Raw genomic sequence first — 21482 nt, 5'->3', positions numbered from 1 at the left:
GCCGGTTGGCGGCGGAGGAACGCACCTGCGTGTTCTTCGAGGCGCCGCACCGGCTCGCCGACGCGCTGGCCGACGCGGTCGAGGTGCTCGGCGGCGAGCGGCGAGCGGCGGTCTGCCGCGAGCTGACCAAGACCTACGAGGAGATCCGCCGCGGCAGCCTCGCGGAGCTGGCGGCCTGGGCTGCCGAAGGCGTGCGCGGCGAGATCACCGTGGTGCTCGGCGGAGCCGAGCTCAAGGCGACCGACCCGGCGGACCTGGTGGACCAGGTGGAGCAGCGCGCAGCCGAAGGGGTCCGCCTGAAGGACGCGGTCGCCGAGGTCGCGGACCTCGCCGGAGTCCGCAAGAAGGAGCTCTACGACGCAGTCCTCGAATCCCGCCGCTGACCCCGCCCCCTGCGCGCCCTGATCTGGTGGGTCCGGCGCTGCCCTGCCTCCTGCGCGCTCTGGCCTGGTGGACCCGGCGCAGCCCGACCCCCACCACGGTCAGGCGCGCACCACGCCTTGATCGACGAGCGGTCGCTCTTCCTCGCGCCTAATCATGTTCCGCAGCTCGGTTTGTCCCGGCAGATCCGCGATTCTCAGCAAGCGTCCCGACGCATCACCGGTGTGTCGGGTGCCCGACACACCGGTGGTTACAGTTTCAGTTGAAACTGTAACCGTCCCCATCCCCCGGCGACGCGTCACCACTCTTGCGCACCCGCAGTGAAGGCACCCTTCACCGGCCGGAGAAGGACGTCCTTCATCGCGCGACCGGCGCTGGGCGTCGGCGGAAGCGGTTTCGGCACTCACCTGGGTTTACAGTTTCAGTTGAAACTGTGAGTCATCCGGCGACTCGCCTGTGCGGGTCCGGGGAGATCACCTCACTGGAGACCGGACGTCCCACTTCCCTCGAAATCGCACGTCATCCTCAAGGGGAATCGCGTTGACCGGCCCGGGGTGGTTCGTCGTCGGGGGTGAGGAGGCTGAGGGCGGGCGCAGCTTTGGCCAGGACCTCCTGCCACTCGCGGTCGGGGTCGGAGTCCGCGGTGATGCCGCCGCCGACGCCCAGGTGCAGGACGCCGTCGGCGTGTTCCAACGTCCGGATCGCCACGTTCAGCTCCAGGCCCGCGACCGGCGAGACCATGCCGACCGCGCCGCAGTAGACGTCGCGCGGCTGGGACTCCAGCTCGGCGATGACCTCCAGCGCGCGCACCTTCGGCGCGCCGGTCACCGACGCGGGCGGGAACGCCGTGGCCAGCAGCGCCGAGTTCGGCAGCTCCGCGGGCACCTCCGCGCGCACGTCCGAGACCAGGTGCCACACGCCCGGGTGCGGTTGCACGTCCAGCAGCCTCGGCACGGTGACCCGCCCGACCTCGGCCACCCGGCCCAGGTCGTTGCGGGCCATGTCCACGATCATCACGTTCTCCGCGACGTCCTTGACCGACGCGCGCAGCAGGTCGGCGTTGCCGTCGTCCTGCGGCCCCCGGCGCGGCAGCGTGCCCTTGATCGGCCTGGAGTGCACCACGCGCCCGCGCCGGGTCAGGAACAGCTCCGGGGACAGCGACGCCACCGCGCCCCACGACCCCGCCACGTAGGCGGCCCGAGCGGGCTGGAACCGTGCGCTGCCCAGGGCGAACACCTCCAGCGGGTCGCCCTGGAACGGCACCTCGAACCGGCTGCAGATGTTGGCCTGGAAGATCTCGCCCGCGCCGATCTCCTCGACGCAGCCCAGCACCGCCTTGGCGTGCTCGTCGGCGTCCGGCTGCCGGACCGGGCCAGCCGTCCACTCCGCGGGCGGCGCGGACTCCGCCGCGACCACCTCGGCGAGCTCCGCGACCAGCTCCGGCTCCGCCGGGGCCAGCGCCTCGAACCACCACTGCCCGCCCGCGTCGCGCCGCAGCACGTGGTCGGCCCAGCCCCACGCGGCGGTGGGCAACCGCCGGGGTCGCGCGTGCCTCCCGGGGTCGGTGAGGCCGTAGCCGAGGTAGCCGATCCAGCCGCCGCCGACCGGGCCCGGCTCGGCGTGCGCCGTCGCGGTGTCCACCGTGGAGAAGGCGCGCTCGGGCGGGGTGGCGTCGATCCGCACCGACGGGGCGAGCACCGCGGAGCCGCCGAACCAGTCGCCGGTCAGCGCGGCGGGCGGCGGCAGCCCACGGCGGCGTGCGCGAACCGCCAAGCGGCGCAGCACCTGCTCGGCGCTCGCCGCCCCGTCGATCGACTGGGTGAAAACCGGCACGGCGCCAGTATGACCTGCGGGGCATCCGGGCTGGCCACCCCGCGTACGGTGGCGGTGTGGTGCGCGTGCGGGGTGCGACGAGGGTCACCCGGATCACCGGCGAGGACTCCGGCAACCGCACCGCGAGCCGGTTCGGCATCACCGCCACCGACCTGGGGATCATGTGGGACGACGGGCGCGGCGGTGTCCTGGTCGCGTTCGGCGACACCTACGGCGAGGGGTGGGGCGGGCACGGCGCCGGTCCGAAGCGTGCCGACTGGCGTTTCAACGTCCTCGCCCGGTCCACCAGCACCGATCTCGACGCCGGGCTGGAGTTCGACTGGGTGCTGCCGCGCGAGGACGGCGCGGCGGGCCAGTTCCTGCCCGCCGACCGGACCGGCGTGCGCGAGCACACCGTCATCCCGACCTCGGGGATCGCCGTCGGCGGCCGCAACTACCTGCACTACATGTCGGTGCGCCGCTGGGGGATGCCCGGCGTGTGGCACACCAACTACGGGGCGCTGGCCTACTCCGACGACGGCGGCCGCACCTGGACCAAGTCGGCGACCGCGGTGTGGCCGAACCGCGGGCAGCGCTGGTTGAGCCGGTTCCGGCGGCGCGACCCGGGCGGGCACCCGTTCCAGATGGTGGCCTTCGCCGGGGTGCTGGACGGACGGGTGCACCTGCTGGGCACCCCGAGCGGCCGGTTCGGCGCCGGGTACCTGGCCCGCGTCGGCGTCGACGACCTGCTGGAACCGGCGGCCTACGAGTACTGGACGGGCAGCGGGTGGAGCCGTGCCGAGCACGCCGCGGCGCCGGTGCTCAGCGCCCCGGTGGCGGAACTGTCGGTGCAGTTCAACCGGCACTTCGGCCAGTGGTTCGCGGTGCACCTGGACGAGCACCGCGCGGCGGTCGTGCTGCGCACCGCCCCGGAGCTGACCGGCCCGTGGACCGCGGGCGAGGTCCTGGTGCCGGGCACGCGGTACCCGGGCCTCTACGGCGGCTTCCAGCACCCGTGGTCGGCGGACCGCCCGGCGATTTACTTCACCCTCACCCAGTGGGGCCCGTACAACGTCGACCTCTTCCGCGCCGACCTCGCATGACCTCTCGCCGGCTGGGTCGGCGGGAGGTCCCCCCCACCTCAGCCGAGGGCGCTGAGGGCGCGCTTCCGGGGCCGCCACGTGGACCAGCTGCTGGAGGGAACCCGTTCGAGGTCGTGGGGGGTGGAACCGTAGTCTGGTCGGCATGAGTGCCTCTGTGTTGACCGCTGTGGCTTGGCCCTACGCCAACGGTCCGCGGCACATCGGCCACGTCTCCGGCTTCGGTGTGCCCTCGGACGTCTTCTCGCGCTACCAGCGAATGGCGGGCAACCAGGTGCTCATGGTGTCCGGCACGGACGAGCACGGCACCCCCATCTCGGTGCAGGCGGAGAAGGAAGGCCTGACCACCCGGCAGCTGGCCGACAAGTACAACCGGGTCATCGCCGAGGACCTGCAGGGCCTCGGCCTGTCCTACGACCTGTTCACCCGCACCACCACGGGCAACCACTACGACGTTGTCCAGCAGATCTTCCTCGCGCTGCACCGCAACGGTTACGTGGTGCCCAAGACCACCACCGGCGCGATCAGCCCGTCCACCGGCCGCACGCTGCCGGACCGCTACATCGAGGGCACCTGCCCGATCTGCGGCTACGACGGTGCCCGCGGTGACCAGTGCGACAACTGCGGCAACCAGCTCGACCCGGCCGACCTGATCAACCCGGTGTCCCGGATCAACGGCGAGAAGCCGGAGTTCGTGGAGACCGAGCACCTGTTCCTGGACCTGCCCGCGTTCACCGAGTCGCTGGGCAAGTGGCTGTCCACCCGCACCGGCTGGCGCCCGAACGTGCTCAAGTTCGCGCAGAACCTGGTCGAGGACATGCGGCCGCGCGCGATCAGCCGCGACCTGGACTGGGGCGTGCCGATCCCGCTGGACGGCTGGCGCGACCAGCCGATGAAGCGGTTCTACGTGTGGTTCGACGCGGTGATCGGCTACCTGTCGGCCAGCGTCGAGTGGGCCCGCCGGACCGGCGACGCGGACGCCTGGAAGCAGTGGTGGACCGACCCGTCGGCCAAGGGCTACTACTTCATGGGCAAGGACAACATCACCTTCCACGCCCAGATCTGGCCGACCCTGCTGATGGGCCACAACGGCCAGGGCGACAAGGGCGGCTCGGCCGGGCCGTTCGGCGAGCTGAACCTGCCGGACGAGATCGTCTCCAGCGAGTTCCTCACCATGAGCGGGTCGAAGTTCTCCACCTCCCGCGGCACGGTGATCTACGTGCGGGACTTCCTGCGCGAGTTCGGCCCGGACACCCTGCGGTACTTCATCTCGGTGGCCGGTCCGGAGAACCAGGACACCGACTTCACCTGGGACGAGTTCGTCCGCCGCACCAACTTCGAGCTGGCCAACGAGTGGGGCAACCTGGTCAACCGCTCCATCTCGATGGCCGCGAAGAACAACGGCGCGGTGCCCGCCCCGACCACCCCGCAGGCCGCGGACGAGGAACTGAAGGCGTTGTCCCGCAACGCTTTCGGCACCGTCGGCGGGCACCTGGAGCGGTCCCGGTTCAAGGCGGCCGCGCAGGAGGCGATGCGCGTGGTGTCGGCGGCGAACAAGTACCTGTCCGACCAGGAGCCGTGGAAGCTCAAGGAGGACCCGGACCGGCGCGACGCCGTCCTGCACACCGCGCTGCAGGTGGTCTCGGACGCCAACACGCTGCTCACCCCGTTCCTGCCGCACTCGGCGCAGAAGGTGCACGAGCTGCTGGGCGGCACCGGGGTCTGGTCGGCGCAGCCGGAGATCCGCGAGGTGCCGGACCTGGACGACGCGAGCATCGAGTACCCGGTGCTGATGGGCGAGTACGCGGCCGAGCAGGCGGCGTGGCGCTCCACTGACATCGAGGTCGGCAGGCCGCTGAGCAAGCCGACGCCGCTGTTCGCCAAGCTGGACCCGAAGTTGGCCGAGACCGGCCCGGAGTGGGCCCCGATCGTGGACTGAAGCCCTGTCGGGGCGAGGGGCGTCCGACGCGGGTGCCCCTCGCCCGGCGTCCAAGCCGCAGTTTCAATTGAAACTGCGGTTCCCAGCCACGGCGGATCGCAGTTTCAATTGAAACTGCGAGGTCACGCGCAGGAGAGGTGTGATGAGCAAGCGGGACCGGAAGCGGGAGCTGCCGCCGGTGCCGGAGGCGCTGCCAGCGCCTGCGGTGGACGCGCACACCCACCTGGACGCCTGCGGCGCGAAGACGCCCGACGAGGTGCGGGCCGTCGTGGACCGCGCGGAGTCCGCCGGGGTCGGCCGGGTGGTGACCGTCGCCGACGACATCTCCTCGGCGCAGTGGGCGGTCGAGGCCGCCTCCTGGGACGACCGGGTGTTCGCCGCGGTCGCCCTGCACCCCACCCGCACCAAGGACTTCGACGACGCCGACCGCCGCACGCTGGAGGAGCTGGTCCAGCACCCGCGGGTGGTCGCGGTCGGCGAGACCGGCCTCGACTACTACTGGGACTACTCGCCGCCGGAGCCGCAGCAGGAGGCGTTCCGCTGGCACATCGACCTGGCCAAGCGCAGCGGCAAGCCGCTGATGATCCACGACCGCGACGCGCACCAGGACATCCTGCGCGTCCTCACCGAGGAGGGCGCGCCGGAGAAGGTGGTGTTCCACTGCTTCTCCGGTGACGCTGAGTTCGCGCGGTCCTGCGTGGACGCCGGGTACGTGCTCTCGTTCGCCGGGACCGCGACGTTCCGCAACGCCAACGCCCGGGGCCTGCGCGAGGCGGCGCAGCTGGTGCCGCTGGAGCAGCTGGTGGTGGAGACCGACGCGCCGTTCCTCACCCCGCACCCGTTCCGCGGCCAGCCGAACGAGCCCTACTGCGTCAATTACACCCTGCGGGACCTCGCCGAACTCCGCGGGATGACGCTGGAGGAACTGGTGGTAGCCACAACCGCCACCGCCGAGCGGCTCTTCGGCCTCGATCAGGTGTAACCCGGGGCCGCGTTCCCTCACTCGCCGTTCCCTGCTAACGGGTGTTGACGCACGCCCGCTTGCAGTCCGCCGCGCCATCCTTACCGTCCACTGTGGAAGCCGGGGTGGAGGGCACCCCCCGAACTCCACCACTCGCTGGCGGAGGCCCTCCTGCCCGGAGGCACAGCAGTCAGGATTGCGATGAAGTTCGGTGATTTCGCGAAGGCGACCGCTGCGGCGGCCATCGTGCTCTCGGGCGCGGCGTCGGTGGCGGCGGTGTCGCCGGGCTCCGCGGCGGCCGCCGGGGTCTGGGACCGGCTGGCGCAGTGCGAGTCCGGCGGGAACTGGTCGATCAACACCGGCAACGGCTACTACGGCGGCCTGCAGTTCAGCCGCCCGACCTGGAAGGCGCACGGCGGCGAGCGGTTCAACCGCTACCCGCACCGGGCGACGCGCGAGCAGCAGATCGTGATCGCCGAGGTGCTGCGCGCGGAGCGAGGCGGATACGGGGCTTGGCCCGCCTGCGCGCGGAAGCTGGGACTGCCGAGGTGACGTTCACGACTCGCCCTGGGACGCGGTTCCCACGGTGAGGGGAGGGGAGCCCGGCCCGAGCACGCAGCGCGCTCGGGCCGGGCTCGCGTCGCGGGGCCGAGGAACGGCCGTTCCGCTGCGTTGTCAGCCCCGTGTGTTACATCACCAAGGTTCGGCGGGAATCAGTTAACGCCCCCGCCCTGGTACCCCTGAACGGGGCAATTTTGGGCGATCTTGCTTACTGATCGTGGTTGGTTGCCTGGCAAACCGGCGTAACGCAGGTCACATGCGGGAACCGGGTGCTTGGCTGCACCGGTTGATCACGCTAGAGTCTCGGCCTCGTAACCGATGACAACCAGTCATGGGGAACGCCCGTTAGTCTCGCCGGTGTACGTCGGGGAAGCGGGCCGTGGGCAAGGGTGCCCCGGTCGGCTAGGACGGCAGTTGGCTTGCGGGAGTCGGATACAGACACGAAGCACGAAGGTTGTGCGCCTGCGGGAACGAAGGAGTTGAGCGATGACACCGTCTCGCCCGACGCCCTCCCGCATCAGCGCGACTTCCGCCTTCGGGAGGTAACGACCCTGTGAACGGACGCGGCGAGCCCAGCTATCCCGGCCACCAGGCCGAGGGCTACTGGGCCGATTCCTTCGACTCTGCAACGGACTGGTTCACCCCGGTCCAGGCCGCTGAGCAGCACACCGCGGTCGGTCTGCTGGACCGGCCCGAGACTGAGCGCTACCCGGCCGAGGACCACCCCAGCTTCCCGCCGGGCGCCCTGGACATCACCCCGGAGGACATCTACGAGGCTCTCGGCCCGGACGCCGAGGACGTGCTCGCGACCGCCGAGATCGACGTCGACGAGGTCATCCGGCTGATCAACGCCGAGACCGTCGTCCTGCCGCCGCTGGTCCTGCCGGAAGAACTGCCGGAGGCCGAGCCGGGCGCCGCCCCGCCGCAGGAGGCGGTCGAGGCGATCACCGTCTGGAAGCGACGCTTCCTCAAGGGCGCGGTCGCTGGCGTGCTGCTCACCCTCACCGGCACCGGCGGCGCGGCCGCCGCGATGGACAAGTCGGTGACCGTCGAGGTCGACGGGCAAGAGCGCACCGTCAACACCTACGAGAGCACCGTCGCCGAGGTCCTCGAGGACGAGGGCATCACGATCGGCCAGCACGATGCGCTGAGCCCGTCCCCGCAGGCCAAGGTCGGCCACGGCGACACCATCACGCTCGACCGCGGTCGGCTGCTCACGCTCAACGTCGACGGCGAGGTCCGCGAGGAGTGGGTCCGCTCGGTCACCGTCGGGCAGGCGCTGCAGCAGCTCGGCGTGCCCACCGAGGGCGCCTGGCTGTCCGCTGACCGCAGCATGGCCGTGCCGAGCGAGGGCATGGAGCTGGTCATCAAGACCAGCAAGGACATCACCCTCATCGACGGCGCCGGTGAGCCGCGGCAGCTGACCACCACCGCGGCCAACATCGATGAGCTGCTCAAGGAGCAGAACCTCCAGCTCGGCGCCGAGGACACCATCACCCCGGGCGGCGACCAGCGGTTGGTCACCGGTGCCGAGGTGCGTATCACCCGCACCGGCAGCACGGTGATCAACGTGACCACGCCGGTCCAGCCGCCGGTCCGCGAGATCGTCGACAACACGATGTTCAAGGGCGAGGAGCGGGTCGAGTTCCCCGGCGTGCCCGGCGAGAAGATCGTGACCACCCGCGTGACCACCCGCAACGGCGAGGAGGTCGGCCGGGAGGTCGTCGGCGAGAAGGTCACCAAGGAAGCGCAGGAGAAGGTCGTGCGCGTCGGTGGCAAGCAGCCGCCGACCAGCGGGGTCTGGGACAAGCTGGCGCAGTGCGAAGCTGGCGGCAACTGGGCCATCAACACCGGCAACGGCTACTACGGCGGCCTGCAGTTCAACAAGTCCACCTGGGACGCCTACGGCGGCGACCAGTACGCGCCGTACCCCCACCAGGCCAGCCGCGAGCAGCAGATCGCGGTCGCGGAGAAGGTCCGCGCCGCCCGCGGTGGCGGCTACGGCGCCTGGCCCGGCTGCTCGTCCAAGCTCGGCCTGAGCTGACGGCTCCAGCCCCGTCCCGCGCGGCGGTGCGGGTAGCGGACCCTCAGCGCCCTCGACTGCGGTGAAGGGCACCTCTCGTCGGCCCGATCGGCGGGAGGTGCCCTTCACCAGCTGCTGCCCTCCGACGTCGCCGCACCTGGTCGGGGCTGTTGGGTGGGGTGCGGGTACGTTTTGTCTGTGGACGACCAGCAGGCGGCGCTGCTCGGCCCGGCCGACGTGCGTCGGCTGGCCGAGGAGCTGGACATCCGGCCGACGAAGAAGCTCGGGCAGAACTTCGTGCACGACCCGAACACGGTGCGGCGCATCGTGTCCTCAGCGTCGGTCACCGCCGACGACGTCGTGCTGGAGGTCGGACCCGGCCTCGGCTCGCTGACGCTCGCCCTGCTGCCCGCTGCGGGCGCGGTGACCGCCGTGGAGATCGACCCGGTGCTGGCCGCCAGGTTGCCGCGCACCGCCGCCGAGTTCGCCCCGGCGCTGGCCGACCGGCTCACCGTGCTCGAAGCCGATGCGCTGCGCGTCCGCGCCGCCGACTTCCCCGCGCCGCCCACCGCGCTGGTCGCCAACCTGCCCTACAACGTCGCCGTGCCGGTCGTGCTGCACCTGCTGGCCGAGCTGCCGAGCCTGGAGCACGGGCTGGTCATGGTGCAGGCCGAGGTCGCCGACCGGATGTCCGCCGAGCCCGGCAGCCGGGTCTACGGCGTGCCCAGCGTGAAGGCCGCGTGGTTCGCCGACGTGCGGCGCGCGGGCCCGGTGCCGCGCAAGGTGTTCTGGCCAGTGCCCAATGTGGACTCCGGGCTGGTGTCGTTCCACCGCGTCGACCCGCCGTCGGGCGCCAAGCGCGAGGACGTCTTCCGCGTGGTGGACGCGGCCTTCGCGCAGCGGCGCAAGACGTTGCGCGGCGCGCTGTCCGGCTGGGCCGGGTCCGCCGCCCAGGCGGAGGAGCTGCTGCGGGCCGCGGGCGTCGACCCGACGGCGCGCGGGGAGCAGCTGCGGATCGCCGACTTCGCGCGCATCGCCGAGGTCGCGGGCGACCGCTGAACCACTCGTCCGGGTGCTTGCCAGGCGGGGTCAATCCGCTACTAGGAGTCACTGCTAACGCGTGGTGTGGCGGAGAAATTCCCGCTCGTCCGGGTGTGTGATTTGGCGAACGATTCCGGAAAGTGACGACTATCAACTTGCGCTGGAATCCGCCAGTGGGGTCTACTATCCGGGAAATCCATCCCGAGCGGCCGAGAGACCTGGCTCCCAGACGCCGCAGCAACCACCCGACGGGCAGGTGCTAACGCCAGGACCGATGGAGTAGCTGTGGATTCCAACGCGCTGTTAGCCGGCCCGCCCGCGGAGCACACCCGGTCGCTGTCGGCCCGGTCATCGCAAAGCCACATCCGGAGGCTGCTGACGCAGCGTCGCGTCATCGACCACGGGCGGCGCACCACCACCGCCTGTCGTCGCGAGATGTGACCCAGCTCTTCCCCTCCCTTTCCGAAGTTCCCTGGCCTGCTGCTCCCTGCGCGGAGCGCGGCCGTCGCGAGCTGATGTGGAGCCGATCGTGATCACAGTCGAGAACCTGACCAAGTCCTTCCAGCAGAACAACGGCACCGTGCGCGCCCTCGACGGCGTCACCATGGAAATCCCGGCCGGCGCCGTGTGCGGCGTGGTGGGTCCCAGCGGCGCGGGCAAGTCCACGCTGGCCCGCTGCATCGCCCTGCTGGAGAAGCCGGACGCGGGCGCCATCCGGGTCGACGGCACCGACCTGGTCTCCCTCGACGGCAAGGCGCTGCGCGCCGCGCGCCGACAGATCGGCGTTGTGCCGCAAGGGGATTCGCTGCTGCGGCAGCGCACCGCCGCGGGCAACGTGGCGCTGCCGCTGGAGGCGGCCGGGATGTCCGGCCCGCAGCGGCGCAGCCGCGTCGGCGAGCTGCTGGACCTCGTCGGGCTGACCGACAAGGCCACGGTCTACCCCGACCAGCTCTCCGGTGGGCAGCGGCAGCGGATCGCGGTCGCCCGCGCGCTGGCCGCCAAGCCGTCGGTGCTGCTGGCCGACGAACCGACCTCCGCGCTGGACCCCGGCACCACCGACTCGGTGCTGACCGTGCTGGACCGCGCCCGCGCCGAACTCGGCGTCACCGTCCTGGTGGTGACCCACGACATGGCCGTGGTGCGCAAGATCGCCGACGACGTCGCGGTGCTCGACGGCGGCCGCGTGGTCGAGCACGGCAAGGTGCTCGACCTGGTCGCCGAGCCCGGCAGCCGGGTCAGCTCGACGCTGCTGCCCGCCACCGACCAGGCCGAGCCGCTGCGCCCGACCGACGGCCGCCACGACGTGGTCGCCGAGGTCGTGCTGGTCGGCTTCGCCGCGGTCGGGGCGCTGCTGCCGGAGGCGGCCAGCCGGTTCGGTGTCGAACTGGCGATCCTCGGCGGCGGGCTGACCCGCCTCGGCGACACGCCGGTGGCGAAGTTCAAGGTCGGCCTGAGCGGCGAGCGCGCGGAGGCCGCGCTGAAGTGGATGGTCGAGCGGGACGCGCACGTGCGACGCGCCCCGGTCTGCGTTGACGGAGTTGCTGCGTGACTGATGTGACCCCCTGGTCGGAGGTCTTGGAAATCCTCGGTGAGGCAACGCTCGGCACGCTGTACATGGTGTTGGTGTCCACCCTGCTGGCAGTGCTGGGAGGCCTGCCGCTCGGTGTCCTGCTACACCTGAGCTCGCCGGTGGGGCTGAACCCGAAGCCTGCGCTGTACCGGGTGCTCGGCGTCGTGGTCGACGTCGTGCGCTCGGTGCCGTTCGTGGTGCTGCTGGTGGTGCTGGCCTCGTTCACCCGGCTGCTGATCGGCACGTCGATCGGCAGCACCGCGGTGATCGTGCCACTGACCATCGGCGCGATCCCGTTCTTCGCGCGGTTGACCCAGAACGCGTTGCGCGAGGTCAGCTTCACCGTCGTGGAGGCGGCGATCACCACCGGGTCCAGCAGACTGCGGATCGTGTGGACGGTGCTGCTCGGCGAGGCGCGGGCCGCGCTGGTCGGCGCGGTCGGCGTCACCGCGGTGGCGCTGATCGGCTACGCCGCGATGGCGGGCGCCATCGGCGGCGGTGGCCTGGGCACCACCGCGATCCAGGACGGCTACCAGGGCTACGACGACCGGCTGCTCTACGGCTCGGTGGTGGTCCTGGCGGTGCTGGCGTTCGGGATGCAGCTGATCACCGACCTCACGGCCAAGCTGGTCGACCGCCGCCGCACCGCGGCGGGCTGATCTTCCGGGTCCGGGTGACCCGACCTCCCCTCGTCCGGGAACGCGTTCCCGTTCTGACGTCCAGAAAGGACAACCCCTGATGCGTTTGCGCTTTGCTGCCCTGGTGGCTGCCGCCGGTCTGGCGCTGACCGCGTGCGGTGGCGGCCCGACCGCTGCCGAGGACCCCAACGCGCCGATCCGGGTCGGGGTCAACCCCACCCCGCACGGCGAGATCCTCGAGTACGTCAAGGACAACCTCGCCGAGCAGGCCGGGATCGACATCGAGATCGTCAAGTTCGACGACTACAACCGGCCCAACGAGGCGGTGGCGCACGGCGAGCTGGAGGCCAACTACTTCCAGCACGTCCCGTACCTGGAGGAGTACCGCAAGCAGCGCGGCGGTGACTTCGAGTGGGTCGCGCCGGTGCACCTGGAGCCGCTGGCGGTGTACTCCAAGCAGTTCAAGTCGCTGCAGGAGATCCCAGGTGGCGCGACCGTGACGCTGTCCAACGACCCGGCCAACCAGTTCCGCGGCCTGAAGCTGCTGGAGCAGGGCGGGTTGATCAAGCTCAAGCCGGAGGCCGCGGTCGGCACCCGGCTGGACGCCGCGATCGCGGAGAACCCGAAGAACATCGACTTCAAGGACCTCTCGCCGGACCAGCTGCCGCGCTCGGTGGACGACGCCGCCGCCGCGGTGGTCAACGGCAACTACGCGATCAAGGCCAACCTGCAGGACCCGGTGGTCGTGGAGAGCCCGGAGGGCAACCCGTACGCCAACGGCCTGGTGACCACCCCGGCGCTGGCCAAGGACCCGCGGATCGTGAAGCTGGCCGAACTGCTGCGCTCGCAGCAGGTCAAGGACTTCATCAACCAGGAGTGGGGCGGCGTGGCCGTCATCCCGGCTTCCTGACCGGCAGCAGCGGTGGAGGGCACCCCCGGGCCTCGGGTCCGGGGGTGCCCTCCGCTGCCTCCACCACCCGCGCGGTGGGGGAAGGTGGCCACATAGTCGGCGGTGGGGTTCCTCGGGCACGTACGCTCTAAGTGTGCTCTCCGTGGTTCCTACCCCCATCACCGTTCGCGTACCGGCCAAGGTGAACCTGCACCTCTCGGTCGGGGATGCCAGGCCGGACGGCTACCACGAGCTGGTCACCGTCTTCCAGGCGCTGTCGATGACCGACGAGGTGACCGTGCTGGCCGCCGAGGAACCCGTTGTCGAGGTGCACGGCGAGGGCGCCGAATCGGTGCCCACCGGGGCCAGCAACCTGGCGTGGAAGGCGGTGCAGCTGCTCGCCGAGCACAGCGGTCGGGACCCGGAGGAGCCCGGCGTGCGGTTGTCGATCAACAAGGGCATCCCGGTTGCCGGGGGCATGGCCGGGGGCAGCGCGGACGCGGCCGCCACGCTGCTGGCGCTGAACCAGCTGTGGCGGCTGGAGCTGGGGCGCGACGAGCTCAGCGAGCTCGCCGCGAAGCTGGGCAGCGACGTCCCGTTCTCCTTGCAGGGCGGCACCGCGCTGGGCACCGGACGCGGGGAGCGGTTGGTCCCGGTGCTGGCCCGGCACACCTTCCACTGGGTGATCGCGCTCGACCGGCGTGGCTTGAGCACCCCCGCCGCCTACACCGAGCTGGACCGGCTGCGCGCCGAGTCCCGGCCGAACCGGGTTGGTGAGGTCGAGCCGCTGCTGGAGGCGCTGGCGTCCGGCGATCCCCGCCAGCTCGCGCTGCTGCTGGGCAACGACCTGCAGGCGGCCGCGGTCTCGCTGCGCCCGAACCTGCGCCGCACGCTGCGCGCGGGCGTGCAGGCGGGTGCGCTCGCCGGGATCGTCTCCGGTTCCGGGCCCACCTGTGCCTTCCTGTGCACGGACGCGGATTCGGCGGTGCGCGTGGCGGCGGAGCTCTCCGGTGCGGGCGTGTGCCGGACGGTCCGCGTGGCCCACGGCCCGGTGCCGGGCGCGAAGCTCGTGTCCGAGGAACCGGCCCACCGCCCGACCCCACCCCAGGTCCACGCCTAGGTGACCTCCTGGTGGGTGACAACGATCTGCAGTTTCCATTGAAACTGCGGTCCCCAGCCACGGCGGATCGCAGTTTCAATTGAAACTGCGATCCCCCTGACCACGTAACGCAGTTGATGGAGTAGACGAGCACTCGATGGTGAACCTGGTCAATCTCGAATCGGTCCACAAGAGCTACGGCGTGCGCCCGCTGCTGGACGGGGTGTCCCTGGGCGTGTCGGCGGGCGAGCGGATCGGGGTCGTCGGGCTCAACGGCGGCGGCAAGACGACGCTGCTCGAGGTACTCGCCGGTCTCGCCGAACCGGACGACGGCCGGGTCAGCCAGTCGCGCGACCTGCGGATGGCCGTGGTCACCCAGCGCACCGAGCTCCCCGAGGACGCGACGGTGCGGCACGCGGTGCTCGACCCGCACGGCTTCACCGCCGAGCACGAGTGGGCCGCCGACGCGAAGGTGCGCTCCGTGCTCACCGGCCTCGGCATGACCAAGCTCGGGCTGGACACCCCGGTCAAGGACTTCTCCGGTGGCGAGCGCCGCCGCGTCGCGCTGGCCGCCGCGCTGGTCCGCGACATCGACCTGCTGGTGCTGGACGAGCCGACCAACCACCTCGACGTCGAAGGGGTGCGCTGGCTGGCCGACCACCTGCTGGAGCGCAGGTGCGCGCTGGTGGTCGTCACCCACGACCGCTGGTTCCTGGACACCGTCTGCAACCGGACCTGGGAGGTCGTCGACGGCCGCGTCGAGCAGTACGAGGGCGGCTACGCGGACTGGATCTTCGCCCGCGCCGAGCGCGCCCGCATCGCGCAGGCCGCCGAGGAGAAGCGGCAGAACCTCGCGCGCAAGGAGCTCGCCTGGCTGCAGCGCGGCGCCAAGGCCCGCACCTCCAAGCCGCGCTACCGGGTGGAGGCGGCCGAGGCGCTGATCTCCGACGTGCCGGAACCGCGCGACTCCGCGGAGCTGGTCGCCTTCGCCAAGCGGCGCCTGGGCAAGACCGTGCTGGAGCTGGAGGACGTCGACCTCCGGGTCGCCGACCGGACGCTGCTGGACGGCGTGACCTGGCGCATCGGCCCCGGCGACCGGCTGGGGCTGGTGGGCGTCAACGGCTCCGGGAAGACGACGCTGCTGAAGCTGCTCGCGGGCGAGCGCGAGCCCGACGCGGGCAAGCGCATCGAGGGCAAGACGGTGCGGCTGGCGCACCTGACCCAGGAGCTGCACGACCTGCCCGGCCACTGGCGGGTGCGGGAAGCGATCGAGGACGTCGCCGAGCGCGTCACCCTCGGCAAGTACGAGCTGTCCGCCTCCCAGCTGGGGGAGAAGTTCGGGTTCGGCAAGGGTCGTCAGTGGACGCCCGTCGAGGACCTCTCCGGGGGTGAGCGCCGCCGGCTCCAGCTGGCGCGGCTGCTGATGGCCGAGCCGAACGTGCTGGTCCTCGACGAGCCCACCAACGACCTGGACATCGACACCCTGCAACAGCTGGAGGACCTGCTCGACGGCTGGCCGGGCACCCTGGTGGTCGTCTCGCACGACCGGTACCTGGTGGAGCGGGTGTGCGACAGCGTGCACGCGCTGTTCGGCGACGGTCGGCTGACGCACCTGCCGGGTGGCATCGACGAGTACCTGCAGCGCCGCGAGTCGCTGTTGGCCGCGGAGACCAGCGTCGGCAAGCAGGCGACCGACGCGGCGAAGCCGCGAGGCCTCTCGGGCGCGGAGGAGCACGCGGCGCGCAAGGAGCTCGCGCGCTGCGAGCGGCAGCTCGACAAGCTGGCGGAGCGCGAGCAGAAGCTGCACGAGAAGCTCGCGGAGGCCGCGACGGACCCGGAGCGGCTGGCGGAGCTGAACACCGAACTGCGTGCCCTCCACCAGGAGAAGGACGACGTCGAGACCCGCTGGATGGAACTCGCCGACCAACTGGGCTGAGCTCGCTGCGCGGCGGATCGGGTGGATCGTAAGCTGCGTCACATGAGTCGGTTCTTGGCAGCTCTCGTGGCTTCGGCCCAGCGCAACTCCGGTGACGGCGGGCGGGGGCTCACCACGGGTGAACCCGCGCAGCCGCGGTTGCGAACCTGGGGTCAGGTGCACTCCGAAGCGCTGCGGATCGCCGGGGCGCTCGATGACGAGCTGGTGCCCGGGACGGCCGTTGCGGTCCTGGCCGCTGATCCGGGGCTGATCGCGCCTGCGGTGCAGGCGGTGTGGCTCGGCGGTGGCAGCGTGACCATGCTGCACCAGCCGACCCCGCGGACCGACCTCGCACACTGGGCCGAGGACACCCTGCGGGTGCTGAAGATGATCGGCGCCCGGCTGGTGCTGCTGGGGCCGCCGTTCGAGCAGCTCTCCGGCCTGCTGGCGGAGAACTCGATCGCGCACCGGGACCTGGCCGAGCTCGCCGCGGCCGACGCCGCGCCGCTGGCCGGACCGGTCGAGGTGGACGAGGACGCCACCGCGCTGCTGCAGCTGACCAGCGGCTCCACCGCCGACCCCAAGGCGGTGCGGATCACCCACGGCAACCTGCACGCGAACCTGCTGGCGATGGTCGAGGCCGCCGAGCTGGACCCCGAGCGCGACGTGGCGGTGTCCTGGCTGCCGCTGTTCCACGACATGGGGATGGTCGGCTGCCTGACCGTGCCGATGGCGATCGGCATGTCGGCGGTCAAGGTCACCCCGGCGGACTTCCTGGCCCGCCCGCTGCTGTGGCCCGAGCTGATCACCAAGCACCGCGGCACCGTCACGGCGGCACCGAACTTCGCGTACGCCATCGTCGGCCGCCGGATGGCCCGCGCCGACGACGGCGACTTCGACCTCTCCAGCGTCCGCTTCGCGCTCAACGGCGCGGAACCGATCGACCCGTCGGCGGTGCGGACCTTCACCGACGCGGGCGCCCGCTTCGGGCTCAGCCCGACCAGCATGGTGTGCGCCTTCGGGATGGCCGAGGCGACGCTGGCGGTGTCCTTCGCGCCGCTCGGGCGGGGTCTGGAGGTCGACGTGGTCGACGCCGACGCGCTGGAGCAGCAGCGGCGGGCCGAGCCGGTGCCGCCGGATTCCCCGCGGGCGCGGCAGTTCGCGCGGCTCGGCGGACCACTGCCGGGCCTGGAGGTCGACGTCGTGGACGACGCCGGGCGGCAGTTGGGGGAGCGGGAGGTCGGGCGGCTGCGGATCCGCGGCGCCGCCGTGACCCCGGGCTACCTGACCGTAGACGGACCGCTGTCCACACGGGACGTCGACGGCTGGCTGGACACCGGCGACGACGGCTACCTGGTGGACGGGCAGGTGGTGATCTGCGGGCGGCGCAAGGACGTGATCATCATGGGTGGCCGCAACATCTACCCGGTCGACATCGAGCGGGCCGCCTGCTCGGTCGAAGGGGTGCGGGCGGGCAACGCCGCCGCGGTCCGACAGGAGGCGGGCAGTCGCCGCGAGCGGTTCGCGGTGGTGCTGGAGTCCCGCCTGGCCGGGGACGAAGCGGCGGAGAAGGCGTTGCGCAAGGAGGTCGCGGCCCGCGTGGTCGACGCGGTCGGGGTCCGGCCGTCGGCGGTCGTGGTGCTCACCCCGGGCTCGCTGCCGAAGACCCCGTCCGGCAAGCTCCGCCGCGCCGCCACCGCCTCCCTCGTCCCCGCCGGGTGACGGGGTCCCGCGCGATCCCAACGGGGATCAGGCTTCCGATCCCCATCGAGGTCGCGGAGTTCCCCGGGGCGCGGGCCGGGGGTCAGTGGAACTGGTTCTGGGCGGCTTCGAGGCCCTTGGTGGCCACGGCCTCCACCGCGTCGGCGCAGACGTCGATGAAGTACGCCAGTTCCTTGCGCTCGACGGTGGCGAAGTCCTTCAGCACGTAGTCCGCCGGGTCCATCCGGCCGGGCGGGCGGCCGATGCCGAAGCGCACCCGCACGTAGTCGCGGGTGCCGAGCGACTTGGTGATCGAGCGCAGGCCGTTGTGGCCGTTCTCGCCGCCACCGCGCTTGAGGCGGATGGTGCCGAACGGCAGGTCCAGCTCGTCGTGGATCACGACCAGCGATTCCGGCGGCACCTTGTAGAACTTCACCGCACCGGCCACCGGCCCGCCGGAGAGGTTCATGAACGACCGGGGCTTGACCAGCACGGCGCGCGCCCCGCCGAGGCGCCCCTCGACGACCTCGGCGCCGGACTTGTGCGCCTTGAACTTCCCGCCGACCCGGTCGGCGAGCTCATCGGCGACCAGGAAGCCGATGTTGTGCCGGTTGCCGACGTAGCGCGGGCCGGGGTTGCCGAGCCCGACGATCAGCGAAACCGCGTCCGGGGAAGTCACGGGAAGTCTCCTGCTCTACCTGGGTGTGCCACGACGGCACCCCATTCTGCTCACCCGGCGGCGGACGCGCTGCGCGCTGCCCCACCGGAGTGGAGCAGCGCGCCGTGCACCCGACGTTCGGGGGATCAGGCCTCCGCGGCCTCGCCCTCGGCGGCCTCGCCCTCAGCGGCGGGCTCCTCGGCCATCGACGCGGCGGCTTCGGTGACGTTGACGATCAGCGTCTCCGGGTCCGACTGCAGGGTCACGCCCGACGGCAGCTGGATGTCGGAGGCGTGCAGCTGGGTGCCGACCTCGGCGCCCGCGATGGACAGCTCCAGCTGCTCCGGGATGTGCAGGGCCTCGGCCTCGACCTCGACCTCGGTGGTCTCCTGGCTGACCAGGCTGCCGGGGCCGGCGTCACCGGCGAGCACGACCGGCACCGCGACGGTGACCTTCTCGCCGCGCTTGACCAGCAGCAGGTCGACGTGCTCGATGTAGCCCTTGATCGGGTGGCTGGTGATGGTCTTGGTCAGCGCGAGCTCGCTGTCCGCACCGGCCACGTCGAGCGTGAGGACCGCGTTGTGCCCGTTCTCGCGGATGGCGCGGGCGAACTCGACGCTCGGCAGGGACAGGTGCTTCGGGTCGGCGCCGTGGCCGTAGAGGACCGCGGGGATCTTGCCGGCGCGACGGGTGCGGCGGGCCGCACCCTTGCCGAACTCGGTGCGCTGTTCGACGGCGATACGTACCTCGGACACGGTGGTGCACTCCTCATGACGTCGGGCGAACGTGAATTGGTCGCTGGCCTGCGGCGGTGGGGCGCGCTACTGGAGCAGATCGACGCGGTGCCGCGAGGCGGCACCCCGGGGTATGAGCGACATCAGTGCGCCAACCGAATGGGTCGGCGGCCACCGTGCCACCGCGCCGATCACGCCGGGCGAACGTCCCGACCTCGCCGAGGCAACCCGAATAGTCTAAACGGTGCTCGCATAGTGGTTTTCGCTTGGGTGACCTGGCCGCTGCTGGGCCGCTCGCCTCGACGGTTACCGCCGGGTTCCTGGCGCACTTTGAAGTTACCAGTAACCAATGGTTATCGTCGCTGACCAGTACTTATCCAAGGAGGATGCGATGCGACTGGTTCTGTTCGGCGCCACCGGCTACGCGGGCGGCAAGATCCGGGAGGAAGCGGTCCGGCGCGGGCACGAGGTGCTCGGGGTGGCCCGGAACGCCGACCCGCTGCCGGAGCCGAAGGCCGCCGGCTCGCTGCACGACGCGGACTTCGTGCTCGACGTGGCGGCCGGGGCGGACGCGGTGGTCGTGGCGGTCCCCGGCCGACCGATGCCCGACGGCACGAAGCTGCTCGACGCGCTGCCCACCCTGTTCACCGCCGCCGAGCGGCACGGGGTGCGGATCGGCGTGGTCGGCGGCGCGGGCAGCCTGCGGGTGTCCGAGGACGGCCCGCGGGTGATCGACCTCCCGAGCTTCCCGGCGGAGCACAAGCCGGAGGCCGGGGCGCACACCGAGGTGCTGGCGGCGCTGCGCGAGGCGCCGGAGGGGGTGGACTGGTTCTACCTGAGCCCGGCGGCCACCTTCGGCTCCTACGTGCCGGGCGAGCGCACCGGCGCCTACCGGATCGGGGGCGAGGTGCTGGTCACCGACGCCGACGGCAACTCCGCGATCGGAGGCGACGACTACGCGATCGCGTTCGTCGACGAGCTGGAGGAGCCCGCGCACCGGCGGCAGCGCTTCACCGTCGGCTACTGACGGGCGGCCGGACATCACGGTTCGGTCGCCGGAACAGGTGATGTCCGGTCCTCCGGGTTAGCTTCCCGGCATGGCTGACACGAACACCCCAGGTGCCGAGGCACCCGCACCGACCTGGAAGGCCAGGCTGAAGCAGGTCGGCCCCGGCATCATGGCCGCGGCGACCGGTGTCGGCGCGGGCGACCTGGTCGCCACCCTCGTCGCCGGCTCCCGCTTCGGGTACGTCCTGTTCTGGGCGGTGGTGCTGGGCACGCTCTTCAAGCTGGCGCTCGGGGAGGCCGTGGGGCGCTGGCACCTGGCCTCCGGGCGGACCATGCTGGCCGGTTGGCGGACCATGGGGCGCTGGGCGGTCGGCTACTTCGGCGCCTACGCGGTGGTGTGGGGTTTCGTCTACGGCGCCACCGCGATGTCGGCCTCGGCGCTGCCGCTGAACGCGCTGTTCCCGGTGCTGCCGGTCGCCGGGTGGGCGGTCATCTGCGGCCTGCTCGGGCTGGTGCTGGTCTGGTTCGGTCGCTACGGGGTGCTCGAGAAGATCATGACGGTGCTGGTCGGCGTCATGTTCGTGACCGTGGTGGGCACCGCGGTGATGGTCGGACCGAACCTGCTGGAGCTGGGCAGGGGTCTGGTGCCGACGCTGCCGGAGGGTTCGGTCGCCTACGTGCTCGGCCTGATGGGCGGTGTCGGCGGCACGATCACCATGGCCGCCTACGGCTACTGGACCTTCGCCAAGGGCTGGCGGGCGCCGAGCTGGATGCCGTTCATGCGCGCGGACAACGCCGTCGGCTACCTCACCACCGGGATCTTCGTGGTGGCGATGCTGGTGGTCGGTGCGCAGATCCTGCTCGGGCAGGACCTGACCAGCGGGGACAAGGGCCTGCTGCAGCTCAGCGACGCGCTGGCCGCGGACTACGGGCAGTGGGCCCGGATCCCGTTCCTGGTGGGCTTCTTCGCGGTCGCGTTCAGCTCGGTGATCGGCGTGTGGAACGGTGTCAGCCTGCTGTTCGCCGACTGGTGGCGCACCTGGCGGCTGCCCAAGGAGGCACCGCCGGAGACCGCGGCCGACTACGACCACAAGGCCGGGATGGGCAGCCCCGCGTACCGGATCTACCTGCTGTGGTTGACCTTCCCGCCGATGGTGCTGCTGTTCCTGGGCAAGCCGTTCCAGTTGACCGTGGTGTACGGCGTGCTGGGCGCGCTGTTCATGCCGTTCCTGGCGGGCACCCTGCTGGTGCTGCTGAACTCGAAGACGATGATGCCCGCCGAGCACCGGTCGCGGTGGCTGTCGAACACGATGCTGGTCCTGTGCCTGGCGCTGTTCGTCGGTGTGGCGTGCAACGAACTGATCGGGGTCTTCTCCTGAACCGGGAATATTTGAAACTTCAATGAGGTTGTCGCGGTGGGACCGCCACCCGAAGCGGCCCCCGCGAACGACA

At 71.5% G+C, this 21482-nt stretch carries 16 protein-coding genes, 2 pseudogenes and 1 riboswitch; of the genes and pseudogenes, 15 read left to right on the top strand and 3 right to left on the bottom strand.

Annotated elements, in window-relative coordinates; all coding sequences use genetic code 11:
* Window positions 1–383, top strand: a pseudogene (locus ABT324_RS05015) (16S rRNA (cytidine(1402)-2'-O)-methyltransferase); the annotation flags it as partial.
* A gap of 523 nt (window positions 384–906) precedes the next feature.
* Here the strand turns inward: ABT324_RS05015 and ABT324_RS05010 are convergent.
* On the bottom strand, window positions 907–2214 hold the full coding sequence (locus tag ABT324_RS05010; protein ID WP_351171786.1) for an aminodeoxychorismate synthase component I: 1308 nt from the start codon (window positions 2212–2214) through the stop codon (window positions 907–909).
* 56 nt (window positions 2215–2270) lie between these two features.
* Between ABT324_RS05010 and ABT324_RS05005 the strand changes: the two genes are divergently transcribed.
* From ABT324_RS05005 to ABT324_RS04950, 12 genes and pseudogenes are all read left to right on the top strand, one after another.
* Window positions 2271–3296, top strand: coding sequence for a glycoside hydrolase family 183 protein (locus ABT324_RS05005; RefSeq protein ID WP_351171783.1), 1026 nt, complete (start codon window positions 2271–2273; stop codon window positions 3294–3296).
* A gap of 142 nt (window positions 3297–3438) precedes the next feature.
* On the top strand, window positions 3439–5232 hold the full coding sequence (gene metG, locus ABT324_RS05000) for a methionine--tRNA ligase (RefSeq protein ID WP_351171780.1): 1794 nt from the start codon (window positions 3439–3441) through the stop codon (window positions 5230–5232).
* A gap of 142 nt (window positions 5233–5374) precedes the next feature.
* Window positions 5375–6214 carry a TatD family hydrolase gene (locus ABT324_RS04995; RefSeq protein ID WP_351171777.1) on the top strand — a complete coding sequence of 280 codons (840 nt, stop codon included), beginning with the start codon at window positions 5375–5377 and terminating at the stop codon, window positions 6212–6214.
* A 279-nt stretch (window positions 6215–6493) separates the two neighbouring features.
* Window positions 6494–6745: pseudogene (locus ABT324_RS04990) on the top strand (transglycosylase family protein); the annotation flags it as partial.
* Window positions 6746–7307: 562 nt separating this feature from the next.
* The gene (locus tag ABT324_RS04985) at window positions 7308–8798 is read left to right on the top strand and encodes a resuscitation-promoting factor (protein ID WP_351171774.1); all 1491 of its coding nucleotides are present in this window, start codon (window positions 7308–7310) and stop codon (window positions 8796–8798) included.
* Window positions 8799–8975: 177 nt separating this feature from the next.
* A complete protein-coding gene (gene rsmA, locus ABT324_RS04980; RefSeq protein ID WP_351171771.1) occupies window positions 8976–9836 on the top strand; it encodes a 16S rRNA (adenine(1518)-N(6)/adenine(1519)-N(6))-dimethyltransferase RsmA in 861 nt (286 codons plus the stop codon).
* A 175-nt stretch (window positions 9837–10011) separates the two neighbouring features.
* A riboswitch (SAM riboswitch) is annotated at window positions 10012–10099 on the top strand.
* A 248-nt stretch (window positions 10100–10347) separates the two neighbouring features.
* Window positions 10348–11367 (top strand): methionine ABC transporter ATP-binding protein, encoded by a 1020-nt coding sequence (locus ABT324_RS04975; RefSeq protein ID WP_351171768.1) that lies wholly within the window; start codon window positions 10348–10350, stop codon window positions 11365–11367.
* A complete protein-coding gene (locus ABT324_RS04970) occupies window positions 11364–12047 on the top strand; it encodes an ABC transporter permease subunit (RefSeq protein WP_351171765.1) in 684 nt (227 codons plus the stop codon). The genes ABT324_RS04975 and ABT324_RS04970 overlap by 4 nt, the downstream gene beginning before the upstream one ends.
* A gap of 79 nt (window positions 12048–12126) precedes the next feature.
* Window positions 12127–12936: a MetQ/NlpA family ABC transporter substrate-binding protein gene (locus ABT324_RS04965; RefSeq protein WP_351171762.1), complete on the top strand. Its 810-nt coding sequence runs from the start codon at window positions 12127–12129 to the stop codon at window positions 12934–12936.
* A 142-nt stretch (window positions 12937–13078) separates the two neighbouring features.
* On the top strand, window positions 13079–14035 hold the full coding sequence (locus tag ABT324_RS04960) for a 4-(cytidine 5'-diphospho)-2-C-methyl-D-erythritol kinase (RefSeq protein ID WP_351171759.1): 957 nt from the start codon (window positions 13079–13081) through the stop codon (window positions 14033–14035).
* A gap of 136 nt (window positions 14036–14171) precedes the next feature.
* A complete protein-coding gene (locus ABT324_RS04955) occupies window positions 14172–15950 on the top strand; it encodes an ABC-F family ATP-binding cassette domain-containing protein (RefSeq protein ID WP_351171756.1) in 1779 nt (592 codons plus the stop codon).
* Window positions 15951–15992: 42 nt separating this feature from the next.
* Window positions 15993–17651, top strand: coding sequence for a fatty acyl-AMP ligase (locus tag ABT324_RS04950; RefSeq protein WP_351171753.1), 1659 nt, complete (start codon window positions 15993–15995; stop codon window positions 17649–17651).
* 82 nt (window positions 17652–17733) lie between these two features.
* Here the strand turns inward: ABT324_RS04950 and pth are convergent, their stop codons facing one another.
* Window positions 17734–18309, bottom strand: a complete 576-nt coding sequence (gene pth / locus ABT324_RS04945; protein ID WP_351171750.1) for an aminoacyl-tRNA hydrolase — start codon at window positions 18307–18309, stop codon at window positions 17734–17736.
* A 125-nt stretch (window positions 18310–18434) separates the two neighbouring features.
* A complete protein-coding gene (locus ABT324_RS04940) occupies window positions 18435–19043 on the bottom strand; it encodes a 50S ribosomal protein L25/general stress protein Ctc (protein ID WP_351171747.1) in 609 nt (202 codons plus the stop codon).
* A gap of 370 nt (window positions 19044–19413) precedes the next feature.
* On the opposite strand from ABT324_RS04940, the gene ABT324_RS04935 reads away from it, so the two are divergent.
* Window positions 19414–20049 (top strand): NAD(P)-dependent oxidoreductase, encoded by a 636-nt coding sequence (locus ABT324_RS04935; RefSeq protein WP_351171744.1) that lies wholly within the window; start codon window positions 19414–19416, stop codon window positions 20047–20049.
* A 70-nt stretch (window positions 20050–20119) separates the two neighbouring features.
* Complete coding sequence (locus tag ABT324_RS04930; protein WP_351171741.1) at window positions 20120–21409, top strand: Nramp family divalent metal transporter; 1290 nt, start codon at window positions 20120–20122, stop codon at window positions 21407–21409.
* Window positions 21410–21482: the final 73 nt, after the last annotated feature.

It is taken from the genome of Saccharopolyspora sp. NPDC000359 (assembly GCF_040300525.1).
Lineage (GTDB): Bacteria > Actinomycetota > Actinomycetes > Mycobacteriales > Pseudonocardiaceae > Saccharopolyspora.
Note: the sequence above shows the minus strand (reverse complement) of the source record. Positions and strands in the feature narration are given on the sequence as shown.